Annotated in this window: 13 protein-coding genes; 5 read left to right on the top strand and 8 right to left on the bottom strand. The window is 70.0% G+C overall.

What is annotated here, in order from left to right; all coding sequences use genetic code 11:
* The first annotated feature begins 580 nt into the window (after window positions 1–580).
* Window positions 581–2959, top strand: coding sequence for an MMPL family transporter (locus AB0N06_RS17275; RefSeq protein WP_366135517.1), 2379 nt, complete (start codon window positions 581–583; stop codon window positions 2957–2959).
* A gap of 7 nt (window positions 2960–2966) precedes the next feature.
* On the opposite strand, the gene mgt is transcribed toward AB0N06_RS17275, so the two are convergent.
* The 4 genes from mgt to AB0N06_RS17255 are packed head-to-tail and all read right to left on the bottom strand — an operon-like array spanning window position 2967 to window position 7314.
* The gene (mgt, locus tag AB0N06_RS17270) at window positions 2967–4157 is read right to left on the bottom strand and encodes a macrolide-inactivating glycosyltransferase (RefSeq protein ID WP_366135516.1); all 1191 of its coding nucleotides are present in this window, start codon (window positions 4155–4157) and stop codon (window positions 2967–2969) included.
* A gap of 54 nt (window positions 4158–4211) precedes the next feature.
* The gene (locus tag AB0N06_RS17265) at window positions 4212–5519 is read right to left on the bottom strand and encodes an extracellular solute-binding protein (protein WP_366135515.1); all 1308 of its coding nucleotides are present in this window, start codon (window positions 5517–5519) and stop codon (window positions 4212–4214) included.
* On the bottom strand, window positions 5519–6358 hold the full coding sequence (locus AB0N06_RS17260; protein ID WP_366135514.1) for a carbohydrate ABC transporter permease: 840 nt from the start codon (window positions 6356–6358) through the stop codon (window positions 5519–5521). Before AB0N06_RS17260 ends, AB0N06_RS17265 begins: the two co-directional genes overlap by 1 nt.
* Complete coding sequence (locus AB0N06_RS17255) at window positions 6355–7314, bottom strand: sugar ABC transporter permease (protein ID WP_366135513.1); 960 nt, start codon at window positions 7312–7314, stop codon at window positions 6355–6357. The genes AB0N06_RS17260 and AB0N06_RS17255 overlap by 4 nt, the downstream gene beginning before the upstream one ends.
* Window positions 7315–7440: 126 nt before the next feature.
* Between AB0N06_RS17255 and AB0N06_RS17250 the strand changes: the two genes are divergently transcribed.
* Window positions 7441–8307 carry an aminoglycoside phosphotransferase family protein gene (locus AB0N06_RS17250; RefSeq protein ID WP_366135512.1) on the top strand — a complete coding sequence of 289 codons (867 nt, stop codon included), beginning with the start codon at window positions 7441–7443 and terminating at the stop codon, window positions 8305–8307.
* Window positions 8308–8427: 120 nt separating this feature from the next.
* Here AB0N06_RS17250 and AB0N06_RS17245 read toward each other — a convergent pair whose 3' ends face one another.
* Window positions 8428–9156, bottom strand: coding sequence for a 3'-5' exonuclease (locus tag AB0N06_RS17245; protein WP_366135511.1), 729 nt, complete (start codon window positions 9154–9156; stop codon window positions 8428–8430).
* A 105-nt stretch (window positions 9157–9261) separates the two neighbouring features.
* The gene (locus tag AB0N06_RS17240; RefSeq protein ID WP_366135510.1) at window positions 9262–10494 is read right to left on the bottom strand and encodes an SAV2148 family HEPN domain-containing protein; all 1233 of its coding nucleotides are present in this window, start codon (window positions 10492–10494) and stop codon (window positions 9262–9264) included.
* A 581-nt stretch (window positions 10495–11075) separates the two neighbouring features.
* Between AB0N06_RS17240 and glgX the strand changes: the two genes are divergently transcribed.
* Window positions 11076–13229: a glycogen debranching protein GlgX gene (gene glgX / locus AB0N06_RS17235; protein ID WP_366135509.1), complete on the top strand. Its 2154-nt coding sequence runs from the start codon at window positions 11076–11078 to the stop codon at window positions 13227–13229.
* A gap of 301 nt (window positions 13230–13530) precedes the next feature.
* Here glgX and AB0N06_RS17230 read toward each other — a convergent pair whose 3' ends face one another.
* Entirely contained in the window at window positions 13531–14214 is a 684-nt protein-coding gene (locus AB0N06_RS17230) for an ABC transporter ATP-binding protein (protein WP_366135508.1), read from the bottom strand.
* Window positions 14211–15299 carry an ABC transporter permease gene (locus tag AB0N06_RS17225; RefSeq protein ID WP_366135579.1) on the bottom strand — a complete coding sequence of 363 codons (1089 nt, stop codon included), beginning with the start codon at window positions 15297–15299 and terminating at the stop codon, window positions 14211–14213. The genes AB0N06_RS17230 and AB0N06_RS17225 overlap by 4 nt, the downstream gene beginning before the upstream one ends.
* A gap of 172 nt (window positions 15300–15471) precedes the next feature.
* Here AB0N06_RS17225 and AB0N06_RS17220 point away from each other — a divergent pair, with 172 nt between their 5' ends.
* Window positions 15472–16692 (top strand): sensor histidine kinase, encoded by a 1221-nt coding sequence (locus AB0N06_RS17220; protein ID WP_366135507.1) that lies wholly within the window; start codon window positions 15472–15474, stop codon window positions 16690–16692.
* Window positions 16689–17324 (top strand): response regulator transcription factor, encoded by a 636-nt coding sequence (locus AB0N06_RS17215; RefSeq protein ID WP_366135506.1) that lies wholly within the window; start codon window positions 16689–16691, stop codon window positions 17322–17324. Before AB0N06_RS17220 ends, AB0N06_RS17215 begins: the two co-directional genes overlap by 4 nt.
* The last annotated feature ends 762 nt before the right edge of the window (window positions 17325–18086 follow it).

Genomic DNA, 18086 nt, shown 5'->3' with positions numbered 1-18086 from the left:
TGTCATCTCCACGAGCTTGGCGAGGGTGTTCCGGTTCGGCGTAGGGGCGCCTTGATGAGAGCGGGACGGTGGATGTGGTGGCCGCACACCTGGATCCCGCGCGACAGTGCCGCGTACGTCGTGGTCATGGGCACACCGTAGGACGGTCTGCCCGAGCAGCGCGGCCGCCGCGCCCCGTGGGGAGAGCACGGCGGCCGCCGATTCGGTGATGCCTGCTGCTCAACGACCTTCAGCAGCTTGTTCAGCGTGCCCTCGGTCGCGTGGGAGCGCGCCGACGCGGTAACCGCCGTCCACCGTGATGGCGCGGGATGTGAGGACCGGGGCCGTTCCACCATCCGGCTCCGCCTCAGCAACCCGGTGGAGGTCTGAGCGAGATGCTGAAGCGCTGGGTGACGCCCGACAGCCTTTTACTTGTAAGGGTCATGAACGGCCCCTCTCAGGGATCCACTGGCCCGCAAGGTGGAGAACGGGCCCCGCAGGTTCACCGGGGAGCATGAGGAGACAACTTGATTCCGCCCCTACCTTCGGAGCAGCGACGATGGCAGGGAGCCGACGTCGGCCACGAGGGGGCAGGTCCGTCATGAGAACAGTGGATTCGGCGCGCACGGGGGCGCCACGCGTACGCGGCATCGCCGCCCGGGCCGGCGGCTGGAGCGCACGGCACCGATGGGCGGCGGTGACCGTGTGGGTGCTGTTCGTCGTTCTCGCGATGGGACTCGGCTCGGCGACCGGCCGCGTCGACGTGAAGGAGAGCGACCAGCTGTCCGGCGAGGTGGGCCGGGCTGTGCAGATCACCGAGGACGCCGGGCTGAAGGATCCGGCGGGCGAGACCGTGCTCATCCAGGCCGACAGCCCCTCGGTGAAGGCCACTTCACCGGAGTTCCGCTCGGCCGTCGACGCCGTGATGCAGGCGGTCCAGTCCACCGGTGAAGTGACCGCCGTGACCTCTCCGTACTCGACGAAGAGCATCTCGGCGGACGGTCGCAGCGCGCTCGTGCAGTTCGAGATGCGGGGGGATCCCGAAACGGCGAGTGCGCGCGTCGAACCGGTGCTGAAGGCCGTCGACAAGGTCCAGGGCGAGCACGACGGTCTCGTGATCGAGGAGATCGGCAGCGCGAGCATGGGCAAGACCTTCGAAGACGCCTTCGGCGACGACTTCCAGCGGGCCGAACTCTCCGCCGTACCGGTCGCCCTGGGCATTCTGCTGATCGCGTTCGGGGCCCTCGTCGCCGCACTGCTGCCGGTGGCTCTGGCCATCACGGCGATCATCGCGACGATGGGGCTGATGGGCGTGGTCAGCCATCTCCAGCCGATGAGTGAGACGGCGAACTCGGTGATGCTGCTGGTCGGTCTGGCCGTCGGTGTCGACTACTGCCTCTTCTATCTGCGGCGCGAGCGCGAGGAAAGGGCCAAGGGGCGCGACGCCCGGACCGCCCTGATGATCGCCGCGGCAACCAGCGGACGCGCGATCATCGTCTCCGGTGTGACGGTCTGTGTCGCGATGGCGGGCATGCTCTTCACCGGTCTCGCCGAGTTCGAGGCGATGGGGCTCGCCTCGCTCATGGTCGTCGCGGTCGCGATGGTCGGCTCGGTGACGGTCCTTCCCGCCCTGCTCTCGCTGCTCGGCGAGCGGGTCGAGAAGGGGCGGGTGCCGTTCCTCAACCGCCTCAAGCGGTCCGCCGGCAGCCGGCGGAAGTCGACCGCCCACCACGACCGCCCGCAGCCGTCGGCCGTGCAACCGGGCGCTGCGAGCGGCGAGAGCCGGGTGTGGCGTGCGGTACTCAACTCGGTGCTGCGCCGCCCCTGGACGGCGCTGGTGATCGCGGCGGGCGCACTCACCGCGATTGCGCTGCCCGCCGTCGGCATGCACACCCAGAACCTCACCCTGGACCAGGAGTTCGGCAGCTCGCTCCCGATCGTGCGGACGTACGAGCGACTCAACGCGGCATTCCCCGGCGGAGCCGACCCGGCCCGGGTCGTGGTGAAGGCCGACGACATCAACGCCGCTCCGGTACGTCAGGCGCTCGCCGACTTCCGTGAGCAGGCCGTCGCGTCGGGCGCCTCCAAAGGCCCGGTCGACATGGTGACGCACGACGCGGAGAACATCGCGGTCATCGACGTACCGCTGGTCGGTGGATCCGATCAGAGCAAGGCCGTCAAGAGCCTGGATCTGCTCCGTGACCAGGTGCGCCCGGACACGCTCGGCAAGGTCGACGGCGTCGAGGCGCCGATCACCGGTCAGGTCGCGGGGTCGAAGGACTTCAACGACCAGATCGTCGGCGCGGTGGTGCCGGTATTCGCCTTCGTCGTGGTCTTCGCCTTCCTGTTGATGCTGCTCTGCTTCCGTTCACTGACGATCGCGGTGACGTCCATCGTGCTCAACCTGCTGTCGGTGGGCGCCGCGTACGGCATCCTGACCGCCGTCTTCCAGCACGGCTGGGGCGCCTCTCTGGTCGGTGCGGAAGGGGTGGGGGCAATCATCTCCTGGCTGCCGCTCTTCCTGTTCGTGATCCTCTTCGGGCTCTCGATGGACTACCACGTGTTCGTGGTGTCCCGGATCCGGGAAGCCCGACTGCAGGGCCGTTCAACCAGGGACGCGATCGCCCACGGCGTGGTGACCACGGCAGGCGTGGTGACCAGCGCGGCGGTCATCATGGTCGCGGTGTTCGCGATCTTCGGCACGCTGTCGATGCAGTCCATGAAGCAGATGGGCGTAGGCCTGGCCGCTGCGGTGCTGATCGACGCGACGATCATTCGCGGGGTGTTGCTGCCGGCCGTCATGGCGCTGCTCGACGAACGCAACTGGTACCTGCCGAAGTGGCTGAGGTGGCTGCCGGACCTGACACACGACGAGTCGGGCGTCGCGGACGAGGCGCGCGACGACCGGGCCCCTGGCGCGATTCCCTCCCCTGCCGTGGGGGCCGCGGGGGACAGTACGCTCACCGGACAGTCCCGGTAATCCCTGCTCAGGCGGGCAGTTCGGCTTCGATGAGGCCGACTGCCCGCTTTGTGCCGCCCTCCCCCGCCATGTGCTCCCGTACCGCCGCCGCCTTCGCCGCCACCACCGGGTCCCCGGCCAGAGCAAGCACTGCGGTGCGCAACGCCTCCGGCGTCACCTCGTCCATCGGCAGATGGCGGGCGACGCCCAGCGCCTGCAGCATGTCGGCGTTGCCGAACTGGTCGACCGCCTGCGGGACGGCGACCATCGGGGTGCCGGTGGCGAGCCCCTCCTGGCTGCCGCCCGCACCCGCGTGGGTGAGGAACGCGTCCGCCTGCTCGAGCACGGAGAGCTGCGGAACCCAGGAGCACACCTCCACATTCGCGGGTACGTGCCCGAGTTCGGCGACGTCGACGAACGCACCGATCTGGAGCACGACATGCCAGCCGGGCAGGTCACCGAAAGCCTCGATGCAGTCGCGGTAGAAGCCGGGCTGCTGGGTGAAGGACGAGCCGAGCGACACCAGCAGCACCTTCTCGGCATCCGCGGGCCGCTGCCACTTCCCCTGGTCGGCACGGTCGCCCAGGCAGGCACCGACGAAGGTGTGGACCTCACGGTCCACCCGGTCCGCGTTCGGCTGGAGCACCTCGGGGATCAGGACGACCGAGCGGCGCGGTCGGCCGACGAACGGGTCGGGATGCTGGTCGATGCCGTTCTCCGTGAGCCAGTCCGCGAACCGCTTGCGGTACGCCCGCCCGCGTTCAGTGCGCATCAGTTCGGCGGTCATCGGCTCGCCGACCTCCTCCTCGTACCCGTCCCAGGCGACCAGGTTGGGCGAGAGGGAGACCGCGGGCACGCCCCAGCGGTGGGCGAGGACGCGGGCCGGGTAGGAGGTGATGTCGTGCAGGACGAGGTCCGGCTCGTCCCCGTCGAAGGCCTTGATGAGCTGGGGCAGCGCCTGGACGGCGTCGTCGAGGAACGGCTCCAGGTGGTCGATCGGTTCGGTGCCCCAGTCCTCCGGTGCGGTGGGCAGGACCGAGGTGTAGAGCACCGGTTCGGCTCCGGTGGCGGCGACCTTCTCGGCGAAGGACGGCGGGATGGCATAACTGACGCGGTGCCCACGGCCGACGAGTTCCCGGATGACTTCGAGGCTCGGGTTCACGTGTCCGTGGGCGGCGATGGAGAACATGGCGATGTGGGCACGTCGGATATCCGTCATGCCCACACCATAGACGAGACGAGACGTCTCGTGCAGCCGGAATTCCGGGTCCGGTCAGCGCTGATAGCGCGCCAGGACCCGGTTCCCGTCGTCGACCAGGCGTTTCTTCAGTTGGTCCCGTCCGATCGCCCCGCTGTAGTACTCCTGGAGTGCGGGCGTGGCGACCTTGTCCTTCCACTCGGGGTAGCCGCGCACCGACTGAGCGGGCGCCGGGCGCAGCCCCTTCGCGAGGGCGACGCCGGTCGCCCAGCCGTTCTCGGCCGTGTGCAGAGCCGGGTCCGCGAGCGCCGCCGTGCCGGTCGGGAGCATCCAGTCCCCCCGCGCCAGGCGCACCATGTTCTCCGGGCGCAGCAGGAAGTCGATGAACTCCACGGCCGCCTTCTTGTGCGGGCTGGCCTCGGCGACGGAAAGAGTCTGCGGGCTCACACCCTGGGCGAGTCCGTCACTGCCCGCAGGGGCGGGCAGCACGGTCCACTCGAAACCCTTCGGGGCCTGCTCGACGACCTGCTGACGGTAGGAGAAGCCCAGCGGAACCATCGCGTACCTGCCGCCGAACAGCCCCGGAAGGGTGTCGGAGCCGCCCATACCGAGCGTGGTGCGGGCGGCGCTGTGATCGGTGTTGACCTGGTCGCGGATGGTGTCGGGCATGACCTCGTCGCCCTCGTCGAGACGGATGGTCACCTTGCCGTCGGCGCCGCGGTGAAAGAGCCGGCCGCCGCTGGAGACTCCGAGGTTGAGGGTGACGGAGACCGGTTCCCGGAGCGGCCAGGCGACTCCGTACGCCGCCTTCCCTTCCCCCCTGCCCGTCAGTTCCTTGGTGATCTGCCGGAATTCGTCCCAGCTCCAGGGCTTCGCGGGGCTCGGGATCCGGACCCCGGAGGCCTTGAGGATCTTGGTGTTGGCGATCAGGACCCGGGGTTCCTGGAGGAACGGCACCCCGTAGACACCGTCGCCGAACGTCGCGGTCCGCCAGCTCTGCTGCGGGATGTCGGCGGCCAGCCGCCCAGGGAGCAGTGCGCGCAGGTCGGCGAGATAGCCGCCGTACGCGAAGTCGGCGAGGTCGTCGGCGGCGTCATGGATGACATCCGGTGCCTCGTCGCCCTCGAAGGAGGTGAGCAGCTGGTCGTGCACGCTGTCCCAGCTGCCCTGGATGTACTCGACCTGAATGTCGGGATGGCCCCTGTTCCACTCGTCGACCAGCTGCTTGTTGGCGTCGACGGACTCCTTCTGCCACGCCAGCGACTGGAAGCGGAGCTTGATCTTCCCGCTGTTGTCCGATCCGCCGCCGCCATCGCTGCAGCCGGTGAGGAGCAGAGCCAGTGCGGTGGCCGCGGCGGCTGCGGTACGCCCGAGTGCCCGCATCAGCTCTTCACCGCCCCGGCCAGCATTCCCCCGGTGATCCGGCGCTGGATGATCGCGAAGAGGGCCAGGGAGGGCAGGGTGGCGAGGAACGCGGCGGCGGCGAGCGGCCCGAGCTCGGCCGCGCCCTCCGCGCCGAGGAAGTGGGTGAGTACGACCGGCAAGGTCTGCTTCTCCGGTGTCTTGAGCAGGACGAGCGCGAAGAAGAACTCGTTCCATGCGGTGATGAACGCGAAGAGTGCGGTGGCGACGATGCCGGGGGCCAGCAGCGGGACGGTGACCGAGACGAGTGTCCGCAGTCTTCCGGCGCCGTCGACCGAGGCGGCTTCCTCGAGTTCGGGCGGTACGGCGCGGACGTACCCGACCAGCATCCACAGCGCGAACGGCAGTGCCCAGACGGCGTACACCGTAATCAGCCCCCAGAGGGTGTTGATCAGATGCAGATTCTTGAGGATCAGGAAGAGCGGAATGATCAGCAGGACGAAGGGGAACGCCTGGCTGACGACGACCCAGCCGGTGGCGGCCGCTGTGAGCCCGGTGCGCTGTCGGGCCATCACATAGGCCATGGGCGTGGCGATGACGACGGCGATCAGAGCGGCGCAGGCCGCGGCGACCAGCGAGTTGGCGGCGGCCTGCAGCAGGGGCTGCTCGTCGAAGGCCTGACGGAAGTTGTCCAGGGTCGGATGCTCCGGGATCCAGGTGGGGTGCAGGGAACCCAGTTCGCGCGCCGGCTTGAAGGCGGTGGAGATCAGCCAGAGAAACGGGAACGCCAGGAAGACGAGGTAGCCCAGGAGCGCGACGTACTGTCCCGCGCGGGCCGATCTGCTGGTCCGGAGACTCACTGGTCCTCGCCTCCCCTGAGCCGGCCGACGAGGTGGACGGCGAGGACCACGGAGATCACCGCGACCATCACACAGCCCATCGCCGCGGCGTAGCCGAACTGGCCGTAGCGGAAGGCTTCCTCGTACGCGAAGAGCATCGGCAGCCGGGTCCGGCCGCCGGGACCGCCGTTGGTCAGGACGTAGACCAGGGCGAAGGAATTGAAGTTCCAGATGAAACTGAGCGCGGTGATGGAGAGGGCGACCGGCCTGAGGGCCGGCCAGGTGACGGTACGGAACCGGCGCCAGGCACCCGCGCCGTCCAGGGCGGCCGCCTCGTGGAGTTCGTGCGGCGTGTTCTGGAGCCCGGCCAGAAGCGCGACGGTGGTCTGCGGCATGCCCGCCCAGACGCCGACGACGATCACTGCGGGCAGCGCCGTGGCGAGTCCGGTCAGCCAGTCCCGGCCGTCGCCGAGCCCGAGATCGCGGATGGTCTCGTTGAGGACACCCGCGTCCGGGTTGTAGACCAGCCGCCACATGATGCCGACGACCACTTCCGGCATGGCCCACGGGATGATCGCGAGGGCCCGGGCCAGCCAGCGCATCCGCAGGTTCTGGTTGAGCAGGAGGGCGAGGCCGAGGGCCAGGACGAACTGCGGGACGGTGACGCCGGCCGCCCAGACGAGGCCGATCCGGAACGAGTCCCAGAAGAGTGCGTCGTGGAGCAGGTCCTGGAAGTTGAGCCCGCCGACCCACTGGGTGGAACGGGTGCGGCCGGACTGGGCGTCGGTGAACGCCAGCGCAATGCCGTAGAGCAGCGGGCCGACGCTCAGGATCAGGATCGGAATCAGGGCAGGCAGTACAAGGAACCACGCACCGGCGTTCCGGTTGACCCGCCGGGCTGCTCCACCGTGCGTGGATTCGGGGCTCCTGGGCGGGCCATGCCGCCCGGTCTGTACCGTTGCATTCGCCAACGTCATGAATTCGACCCCCTTGCGTCATTGGATCGGTTTCACCCGGATCTGGCCGCTCAGGTTGCCCCCGCCATGGTGCTGACGGGTCGTCGGTTCGTCAAGGTCGCCTGCACAGATGCGAAAATCGGATCCATGAACGAAATGCGTGCGCGCGAGGTACTGACCGCTGCCGGACTGTCCGACGGCGCGGAGCTGCTCGCGCTGGGTGAGAACGCGGTGTTCGCCGTCGGCGACCTGGTGGTCAAGGTCGGCCGGAACGCCGTGCAGAACCCGGAACTGCTGGCCCGGGCCGAGCGCGAGGTCGCCGTCGCAGAGTGGCTCGCCGGATCGTCGGTCCCTGCGGTGCGGGCGGCTGAGCCGAAGGCGCGGCTGGTCGAGGGGCATCCGGTGACGGTCTGGCACCGGCTCCCCGACGCGGTCCGTGCCGCCCAGCCGAGGGATTTGGCGCAGCTGCTCACCCTGGTCCACGCACTGCCCGCGCCGGAGGGCTTCACGCTGCCCCGGCGTGAGCTGCTCGGCGGGGTGGAGCGGTGGCTGCGGCTCGCGGGCGACGCGATCGATCCGGCCGACGCACAGTATCTGCGGGAACGGCGGGACGGATTCGCTGCGGCGGCTGCGGCGTTGGTACCGCATCTGGTGCCGGGGCCGATCCACGGAGACGCGCTGCCGCGCAATGTCCATGTCGGTCCGGACGGGCCGGTGCTGGTGGACCTGGAGACGTTCTCCACGGATCTGCGCGAGCACGATCTGGTGGTGCTGGCGCTGTCCCGGGACCGGTACGGGTTGGCGGCAGAGGCGTACGACGGATTCACGGACGCCTACGGGTGGGACGTCCGTGAGTGGGACGGGTGTGCGGTGTTGCGGGGGGCCCGGGAGACGGCAAGTTGCGCGTGGGTCGCGCAGCATGCGCCGGGGAATCCGGCAGCGCTGGCGGAGTTCCGACGCAGGGTCGCGTCCTTGCGCGACGAGGCCCCCGAGGTGCGGTGGTATCCGTTCTAGGGCGCGTTTCGAAAGGAGCGTCGTCCGCCCGTACGCCGCCCGGCAGACGGGGCTTTCGGAAGACGCCCTAGCCGTGACCGGCACTGTTTGCCCCTGGGCCCCGGGCACCGGGGCGCGCGTTCAGGTGGTGACCTGGGCCGGTTCGCGTACGGGCCAGTGTGGGTCGATCACCGCGTCCGCGGTGCCCTTGCGGCGCAGGAAGGACTGGAAGTCCGCTGCCCAGTCCGCGTACCACGTGATCTGGCGCTCGTGGAGTTCGCTCGCCGTCAGTGCGGCGACCGAGCCGTGGCGTGCGGCTATCGCGTACGCCACCCGTACCGCCGCCAGCGCGTCCGCGCTCGCGTCATGCGCACCGCCGTGCACCACTCCGTACTCGACGCAGACCGCCTCCAGCGTCCGCTTGCCCTTGCGGTAGCGGTCGACCGCCCGGTCGATCGTGTACGGGTCGACAACCGGACCGATCCCGCGACCGCCGAGCCGGTCGCTCAGGGACGGCAGCCCGTGCCGGCGCAACTCCGCCGTCAGCAGCGTCAGATCGAAGGCGGCGTTGTACGCGACGACCGGCACCCCCTGGCGCCAGTAGCCCGTGAGCGTTTCGGCGATCTCGTCCGCCACCTCGCGCACCGGCCGGCCCTCCGCCGCTGCCCGCTCGCTGCTGATGCCATGGATCGCCGAGGCCTGCGCGGGAATCCGGATCCCCGGATCCGCCAGCCAGGTACGCTGCCGAACCGGCTCCCCGTCCCTGCCTGCGACGCCGACGACCGCGGCCGTGACGATCCGGGCCTCCAGCGGCTCCGTGCCCGTCGTCTCCAGGTCGAAGCCGACCAGCGCCTCCCGGTGCCAGCTCATCCCGTACCTCCTTCGTGGTGCTCTCCCCCAGGTGATGACCACCCTGCCATGCACCACTGACAACACGTGCGACAGGTGACGTGTACGGCGGGCGGGGCGAAGGGCTCAGGAGACCGGCCGGGAGTCCGTCCACACGGACTCGAACTCCTCGCGGTACGTCTCGAAGAGCCCGTTCTCGTTGTCCTGACCCGCCCGGACCACCGCCCGGCCCCCGCCTCGCAGCACCAGCACCGGCGCCTCCATGCCGCGTGCGCGCCGCAGATAGGGCTGGACGACACCCACCGCGTCCGCCCCGTCGCCGTCCACCAGATAGGCCGTGAAGCGCGGTGTCTCGTCGAAGACGTGGATCTCGAACGCGCCCGGATCACGGAGTTTGGAGCGGACCCGGCGCATGTGGAGGATGTTCATCTCGACCGACCGGCTCAGCTCGCCCTTCTTGAGCCCGAGTTCCCGCTCACGCCGCTTGACCGCGCTGCTTGCCGGGTTGATGAACAGCAGCCGGATCCGGCAGCCCGATTCGGCGAGCCGGACCAGCCGGCGGCCGGAGAAGTTCTGCACCAGCAGATTGAGGCCTATGCCGATCGCGTCGAGGCGGCGCGAACCGCCGAAAAGGTCCTCGGCGGGCAGCTGGCGCTGCAGCCGGACCCGGTCGGAGTGGATGGAGACCACATCCGCGTACCGGTCGCCGACCAGTTCCTCGACGGCGTCGACCGGCAGCCGGTCGGCGGACCGCATCGCGGCGCCGCTGCCCAGGATCTCCAGGAGGCGCGCCGAAGCACGCTCGGCCTGGGCGAGGACTGCCTCGTTCAGCGCACGGTTGCGGGAGACGACATTGCGGGCGACCTCCAGTTCGTCGAGTGCCAGCTCGACATCGCGCCGGTCGTCGAAGTACGGCTCGAAGCAGGGCCAGTGCTGGACCATCAGCTCCCGCAGCTGCGGAAGTGTGAGGAAGCTGAGCACGTTGTCGTCGGCCGGGTCGAGCAGATAGCCCTTGCGGCGGGAGACCTCGCGCACGGCGACGGCGCGTTGCACCCATTCCTGTCCGGCGGGCCCCGCGGCGGCCACCACCCAGTCCTCACCGTGCACCGGCTCGTAGATCGGCCGCAGCACCGCGGCGACCACGGAGCGCAGCCGCTGTTCCACGAGATTCAGCCAAATATAGGCACGCCCGGCTCGCTGGGCCCTGGTCCGGACCTCGCTCCAGGCTTCCGCGCCCCAGCCCAGTTCGGCACCGATCTCCATGGGCTGCGCAAGCGATACCGCCCCCGGCGGGGCGTCGACGGATTCCCCCTCGTGACCTGGGTCACCCGGGGGAAGCTCGAACCCTCCCGAGCTCAACCGCGCACCGCCTTCCGCTCCCCCACCAACGATCAAGGAAGGGTACTCCGGGAGCGGGAGCCAGTGCAGCCGGATGGACAGGCTCCTTTCTCAACTCCCCCAGTTGCCGGGCGCGTTCCCTGCGGCAAGTTCTGCCGTAGTGAGCTGATTCATAGTGATTGAGCACCCCGTCAAGGGACGCATTCCGGACGTGCGCCCCGGTCAGGTTCTCGGACTCCGGTTCCGGGCGACACGGAGAGGCTCGATGTTGACCGGTCCGGCGGAGGTGGCCGACCGGACCGTGCCACGTCCCAGTGCCCCTCCCGGCACGCCCTGCCCCGTCGCACCGCACGGCACGCGCGCTCGCCACGTCGGCCAAAGGCCCTGGTGGCTCCTTCCCCAAGCTCTCAGCTTCGTTCGAGCAGGGGAGACCCCAGCCCAGGACGTCCGGCCGGTCGGCGATCACACGCACCGGACGACGCTCCACGGGGCATGCATCGCCGGTCACGGCACTGGGTCCGGGGCACTCTTTCGGGGAAGATCTGGCCGGGTCGGCCCCCAGTGCCCCCAGCACCCGGAGCAGAAGTGGAAGAGTCATATCTATGCAGGTCTGGCCGGGACAGGCGTATCCCCTCGGTGCCACGTACGACGGCGTCGGCACCAACTTCGCGGTCTTCTCCGAGGCCGCCGACCGAATCGAGTTGTGCCTGCTGCACGACGACGGTTCCGAGACAGCGGTGGAGCTGAGGGAGACCGATGCCTTCGTCCGCCATGCCTATCTGCCCGGGGTGATGCCCGGTCAGCGGTACGGATTCCGGGTGCACGGGCCGTACGAGCCGCAGCGCGGAGCCCGCTGCAACTCGGCGAAGCTGCTCCTCGACCCGTACGCGCGGGCGGTCTCCGGGCAGGTCCGGTGGGGCGAGGCGGTGTACGGCTATCCGTTCGGCCGGCCCGACGCGCGCAACGATCTGGACTCGGCGCCGCACACCATGAGCTCGGTGGTGGTCAACCCGTACTTCGACTGGGGCGACGACCGTCGACCCCGTACGGACTACCACCGCACGGTGATCTACGAGGCCCATGTGAAGGGTCTGACGATGCTCCATCCGGGGCTGCCGAAGGAACTGCGCGGTACGTACGCGGCGCTGGCGCATCCGGAGGTCATCGCGCATCTGACGGAGCTCGGGGTCACGGCGATCGAGCTGATGCCGGTGCACCAGTTCGTCCAGGACCACCGGCTGGTGGACGCGGGGCTCGCCAACTACTGGGGTTACAACACCATCGGTTTCTTCGCCCCGCACAACGCGTACGCCTCCCGCGGCGACCGCGGTGAGCAGGTGAGCGAGTTCAAGCAGGCCGTACGAGCCCTGCACCAGGCGGGCGTCGAGGTCATCCTCGACGTGGTCTACAACCACACCGCGGAGGGCAATCACCTGGGACCGACGCTGTCCTTCCGAGGCCTCGACAACGCCTCGTACTACCGCCTCGCGGATGACCAGCAGTACTACATGGACACCACGGGGACCGGGAACTCGCTGCTGATGAGGTCGCCGCACGTGCTGCAGCTGATCATGGACTCGCTGCGGTACTGGGTGACCGAGATGCATGTGGACGGCTTCCGCTTCGATCTCGCGGCCACGCTGGCCCGGCAGTTCCACGAGGTGGACCGGCTGTCGTCGTTCTTCGACCTGGTGCAGCAGGACCCGGTGGTCAGCCAGGTGAAACTGATCGCCGAGCCGTGGGACGTGGGCGAGGGCGGTTACCAGGTGGGCAACTTCCCGCCGCTGTGGACCGAGTGGAACGGCAAGTACCGGGACACGGTCCGAGACCTGTGGCGGGGTGAGCCGCGGACCCTCGCCGAGTTCGCGGGGCGCCTGACGGGGTCCTCGGACCTGTACCAGGACGACGGCCGGCGCCCGCTCGCCTCGATCAACTTCGCCACCTGCCACGACGGCTTCACGCTGCATGACCTGGTCTCGTACAACGACAAGCACAACGACGCGAACGGCGAGGACAACCAGGACGGCGAGAGCCACAACCGGTCGTGGAACTGCGGCGCGGAGGGCGAGACGGACCAGCCGGTGGTGCTGGAGCTGCGCGAGCGGCAGATGCGGAACTTCGTCGCCACGCTGATGCTGTCCCAGGGGGTGCCGATGCTGAGTCACGGCGACGAGTTCGCGCGGACACAGCACGGCAACAACAACGCGTACTGCCAGGACAGCGAGCTGTCGTGGGTGCACTGGCCGGAGCCTCGCAAAGCCGGTACGGAGGACGAGGAGGGGGACGGCCAGGAGCACCGCAGCAGCCTGCTGGAGTTCACCCGGGCGATGGTCTGGCTCCGCCGCGACCACCCGGTCTTCCGGCGCCGCCGGTTCTTCCACGGGCGGCCGGTGGAGGGCACGCACGACGAGCTGACGGACATCGCCTGGTTCACGCCCGAGGGCAGTGAGATGACACAGCGGGACTGGCAGGCGGCGCATGCCAAGGCGCTGACGGTCTTCCTGAACGGGCACGCCATCTCGGAGCCGGGCCCGCGGGGCGAGCGGATCTCCGACGACTCGTTCCTGCTGATGTTCAATGCGAGCGCCGACACGCTGGAATTCGCCGTTCCGGTGAACCACGGCCGGCAGTGGACGGTGGTGGTCGACACGGCCCGCCCGGAGGGGGTTCAGCCGGGAGGGGGCCCGAAGGTGTCTGCGGGCGACCGGGTGACGCTGGTGGGACGGAGCATGGCGGTGCTGCAGCGGCCGGCGTAGCCGCCCGCCGCGCCCTTGGCGTCGGCCCCGAGGCTCCCGCACGAGGCAGTATTCGCGCCGCCCAGGCCGACCTTCTCGACGTACTCCCTGACGTACGTCTGCCAGACCTTCATGAGCTTCGAGAGCGCGGAGTAGTTGGACCCCGCTCCCCGGGGTCGGCGAGCCCCCGTCGGACCCTCGGAACGGGCTCCCCGGCCGGCAAGGTCTCAGATTCCGCCGATTGACCGGCGCGCACCTCACCGCGTTTCCAGGAACGCACCGTGCGCGACGAATGTCGCGCACGGTGCGTGGCCGGTGTGGTTCAGCGGGCGGCGGCGGGCAGGTGGAGGCGTCCGTCGTGGACTTCGGCGATCTGGTCGACGGCGGTGAGGTGGGTGCGGTCGTGGGTGACCAGGACGGTGGCGGTGGACTGCTGGTGGGTGAGGCGGGTGATCAGGTCGATGACGGCGGCGCCGCGTTCGTGGTCGAGGGCGCTGGTGGGTTCGTCGACCAGGAGGACGGTGGGGTCGTTCATCAGGGCGCGGGCGATGTTGACGCGCTGTCGCTGGCCGCCGGAGAGCTGGTGGGGGCGGCGGCGGGCCTGGTCGGCCAGGCCGACCGCGTCGAGGAGTTCGAGGGCGCGGGTGTGGGCCTTGGCGGGGTTGCGTCCGTCGAGCTGGGCCATGACCTGGAGCTGTTCGGCGGCGGTGAGGGAGGGCAGCAGGTTGGGCTGCTGGAAGACGATGCCGATCTTGTGGCGGCGCAGGTCGGTGAGTTCGCCGCGGCTCATGCCACTGGTCTGGGTGCCGTCGATGGTGACGGTGCCGCTGTCGGGGGTGATAAGGGTGGCGGCGACGGCCAGGAGGCTGGACTTGCCGGAGCCCGAGGGGCCGACCACGGCGGTGAGGCTGCCCTTGGGCACGTCGAGCGTGACGTGGTCGAGGGCGGTCAGGCGGGTGTCGCCGTCGGGGTAGGTGAGGGTGATGTCGGTCAGGTTGAGGCTCATCGGGCGCTCCCCAGGGCGGTCAGCGGGTCAACGGAGGTGATGCGGCGGATGGACAGGCCGGCCCCGAGGGCGCCGAGGAGGATGATCACGGCGGCGGGGAGCAGGACAGTGGCGGGGGTGAGGAGGAACGGGACTGCGCTGCCGGCGACGAGTGCGCCGATGCCGGCCGCGATGCCGGTGCCGATCAGGGTGCCGCCGGCGAGCAGGATGACGGCCTGTCCGAGGGCGTCCTTGAGGAGGCCCGCCGTGGAGGCGCCAAGTGCCTTCAGGACCGCGACGTCGCCGCTGCGCTGGATCGTCCACACGGTGAAGAAGGCGCCGATCACCAGTGCCGAGATGGCGAACAGGAAGCCGCGCATCAACTGCAGGGAGCCGTTCTCGGAGGTGTAGGAACCGATCGCGGACAGCGAGTCCTGCTGGGAGACCGTCTCGGTGCCGGCGGCCTGATCGGTGGCCGTCACATCGGTGCCGGAGGCGGCGTTCAGGGCGATCACGGTCGCGGTCGGGCCGTCGCCTCCGGCGGTGGGAGGCGCGACCTTGTGCCAGGTGTTCAGGCTGGTCCAGACGACCGGAGTGTGGCTGAAGAAGGCGTCGCCCTGGACGGCGGCCACGGTCAGCTGCTGACCGGCCAGGGTGAAGGCGTCGCCGGGCTTCACACCGAGGTCGTCGGCGGCCTTGGTGGACAGCACCGCCGACTGGTCGTTGATCCGGCTGCTCTCCGGGGCCAGGGAGGAGCCGGGCGTCACGCCGAAGGCGGAGACCCCGGAGCTCTTGTCCCCGGCGGTGGCCTTGGTGGTGGTGATCCCCAGCGGTTCGGCGCTGGTGACTCCGGGGGCCTTGGCCCACTGCCGCCACTGCTGCTGGGTGACGGTGGAGTTGGCGTACGACAGTTTCTGTCCGCCGCTGGGCGCCTGGAAGGCGATCTTGTCGGCGGGCAGGCCGGTGATGGCGGAGACGTTCTGCTGGCCCAGCCCGGCGGTCAGCCCGGACAGCAGGCCGACCAACAGGGTGATGAGCACGATGACGGTGCCCATCAGGGCGAAGCGCCCCTTGGCGAACTTCAGGTCTCTCCAGGCGACGAACACGGCTTTGGCCTGCCCTTTCTTGCGGTGGACTCGGTATGTCTCCACCATCGCCGCCGACCCCCCGCCCGGACATCTGGCGGAGGAGGGCACTTCACGGATCGAAGGGCGGCAGGCGGGTTGTAACTTTCGATGGAGGCCGCCTTGGGGCATGCGTCCTTAGGCTGGAGGGACTGTGAACACCACCGCTCCCGCTCTGACCCCGACCACCCGGGCCCTGGCCTGGTGCCTGCACCTGCTGATCGTCGCCCTCCTCGTCCTGGCCGCGGGCCGGGCCGTGGCCGACAACCGGCCCTACGCCGCGACAACCGTCGCCGCAGCCGCAGCGTCCGCTCTGGTGTACGCGGCCGGTCCAGCCCTGCCGCGCATCCGCCGTTCCCCGCGGGCGGCCGCACTGTGGCTAGCCGCCGTCGGCGCCTGCTGGCTGGTGCTGCTGGTCCTGTCCGCCGACGGGGTCTGGCTCGCCTTCCCGCTGTACTTCCTCCAGCTCCACCTGCTGCCCCGCCGTGCCGGACTGGCCGCCGTGGCCGCCACCGCCCTCACGGCGATCACCGCCTTCGCAGCCCACCAGGGGTCCTTCAGCCTCGCCATGGCGATCGGCCCGGCGCTGGGTGCCGCCGTCGCGGTCGCGGTGGTGTGGGGCTACCAGGCCCTGTACCGGGAGAGCGAACAGCGCCGCCGCCTGATCGAGGAACTCACCACCACCCGCGCCGACCTTGCCCGCGCCCAGCACACCGCCGGGGTGCTGGCCGAACGCGAGCGCCTGGCCCGCGAGATCCACGACACCCTCGCCCAAGGGCTCTCCAGCATCCAGCTGCTGCTGCGCGCCGCCGAACGCGCCCTGCCCGGCGCACCGGAGAGCGCCGCCGGATACGTGGACCAGGCCCGCCAGGCCGCCGTGGACAACCTCGCCGAGGCCCGCCGCTTCGTCGCCGCCCTCACCCCGCCCGCCCTGGAAGGTGCCACCCTGGCCGGCGCGCTGGAACGCCTGTGCGCCACCACCTCCACCCGGCACCGGATCACCGCACGCTTCCACCTCACCAACGACCCAGCACAGCTGCCGACCGCGCACGAGGTCGCCCTGCTGCGCATCTCCCAATCCGCCCTCGCGAACACCGTCCGCCACGCCCAAGCCACCACCGCCGAAGTCACCCTCAGCTACCTCGGCGACCGCATCGTCCTCGACATCGTCGACGACGGCACCGGCTTCGACCCCGACCGGTTGCCCGCCCCCGACCCTGAAGGCGGCGGCTTCGGCCTGGCCGCCATGCGCGCCCGTATGCGCGCCCTCGGCGGTACCCTCACCGTCGAATCCGCCCCCGGCCACGGCACCGCCCTGGCCGCCCAGCTCCCCCTGACCCCGCCCGCCGACAGCGAACCCGAGGCCCACCGGTGACCGACAGCCCCATCCGACTGCTCCTGGCCGACGACCACCCGGTGGTGCGAGCCGGGCTCCGCGCCGTGCTGGAGACCGAACCCGGCCTCACCGTGGTGGCCGAGGCCGCCACCGCCGAGGAAGCCGTCGCCCGCGCCGCCCAGAGCGACATCGACGTCGTCCTGATGGACCTGCAGTTCGGCAAGGGCATGGGCGGTGCCGAGGCCACCGCCCAGATCACCGCCCGGCCCGGCGCCCCCCGCGTGCTGGTAGTCACCACCTACGACTCCGACGCCGACACCCTGCCCGCCATCGAGGCCGGCGCCACCGGCTACCTCCTCAAGGACGCCCCGCCCGAGGACCTGGCCGCCGCCGTACGCACCGCCGCCACCGGACGCACCACGCTGGCCCCCGCGGTCGCTGATCGCCTCATGAACCGGCTCCGCACCCCCGCCACCGCCCTGACCCGGCGCGAGACCGAAGTCCTCGCACTGGTCGCCGAGGGCCTGTCCAACCAGGCGATCGGCCAGCGGCTCCACCTCACCGAGGGCACCGTCAAATCCCACCTGGCCCGCATCTACACCAAACTCGGCGTCGACTCCCGCACCGCCGCCGTGGCAACCGCCACCGACCTCGGCCTCATCCGCCGCTGAACCAGAACCCACGCGCGGCGCGTTCAGGCGGCCTGCCTGAAGCCCGCCGCCGTCAGGCTCTCCTCTCCCAGGACAGTGAAGCCGTCCGGAGGCAGCCTGTACTTGTACCAGGTTCGCCCGCCCCGCCGGAGCAGTTCGCCTATACCCGCGCCCGCTTTACTCCGACACCCCTGCCGTCCAGCCCGGATATCGGGTACGGGGGTGACGGAAGGGGCTGTGGAGTGGGGCGTGATCTGGGTCTGGACGGGGTGGTGGACCACGTCACCGGCCTTGGGCACAGCGGTACAGCGACTGGTGAGCTCGCATGTTGAGGTGTCGCGTATTCGCGGCTGAGGCCCGCAACTTCATGACGCTGTGTGAGCGGTCTGGGACGGTTGATTGCGGTCTGAGTGTCGGCGTACTCGTTGAAGTGCTCAGGCAAGTACGGACGGACGTGGTCGTCAAGGTGGCGGCCGGGTGGGGAAGAAGGCCTCAGGGGCGGGGGTGGTTGTTTTGGAGAGATCCGCAGAACTCCAGCGGATCGCCGAGATCGTGCAGGAATAGACCGAAGGCCCGGCCTGGCGACACAGGCCGAGCCTTCGCAGTGGATCGGATCAGGCTCTCAGAGGGCTCTACCTTCTTGATCGGGTCGATCGAGCCATTCGTAGGGTTGGGTCACCCAGGGGTGCCGGGTGTGGCTATCAGAGGGCTGCCCCTCGTGGCTCGAAACGCTTCGCCACCCGGCACCCCACGACGACTCGGCCGCCGATTAGGAAGTGCGAA

Source organism: Streptomyces sp. NPDC051020 (assembly GCF_040683105.1).
In the GTDB taxonomy this organism is placed as follows: Bacteria; Actinomycetota; Actinomycetes; order Streptomycetales; family Streptomycetaceae; genus Streptomyces.
Note: the sequence above shows the minus strand (reverse complement) of the source record. Positions and strands in the feature narration are given on the sequence as shown.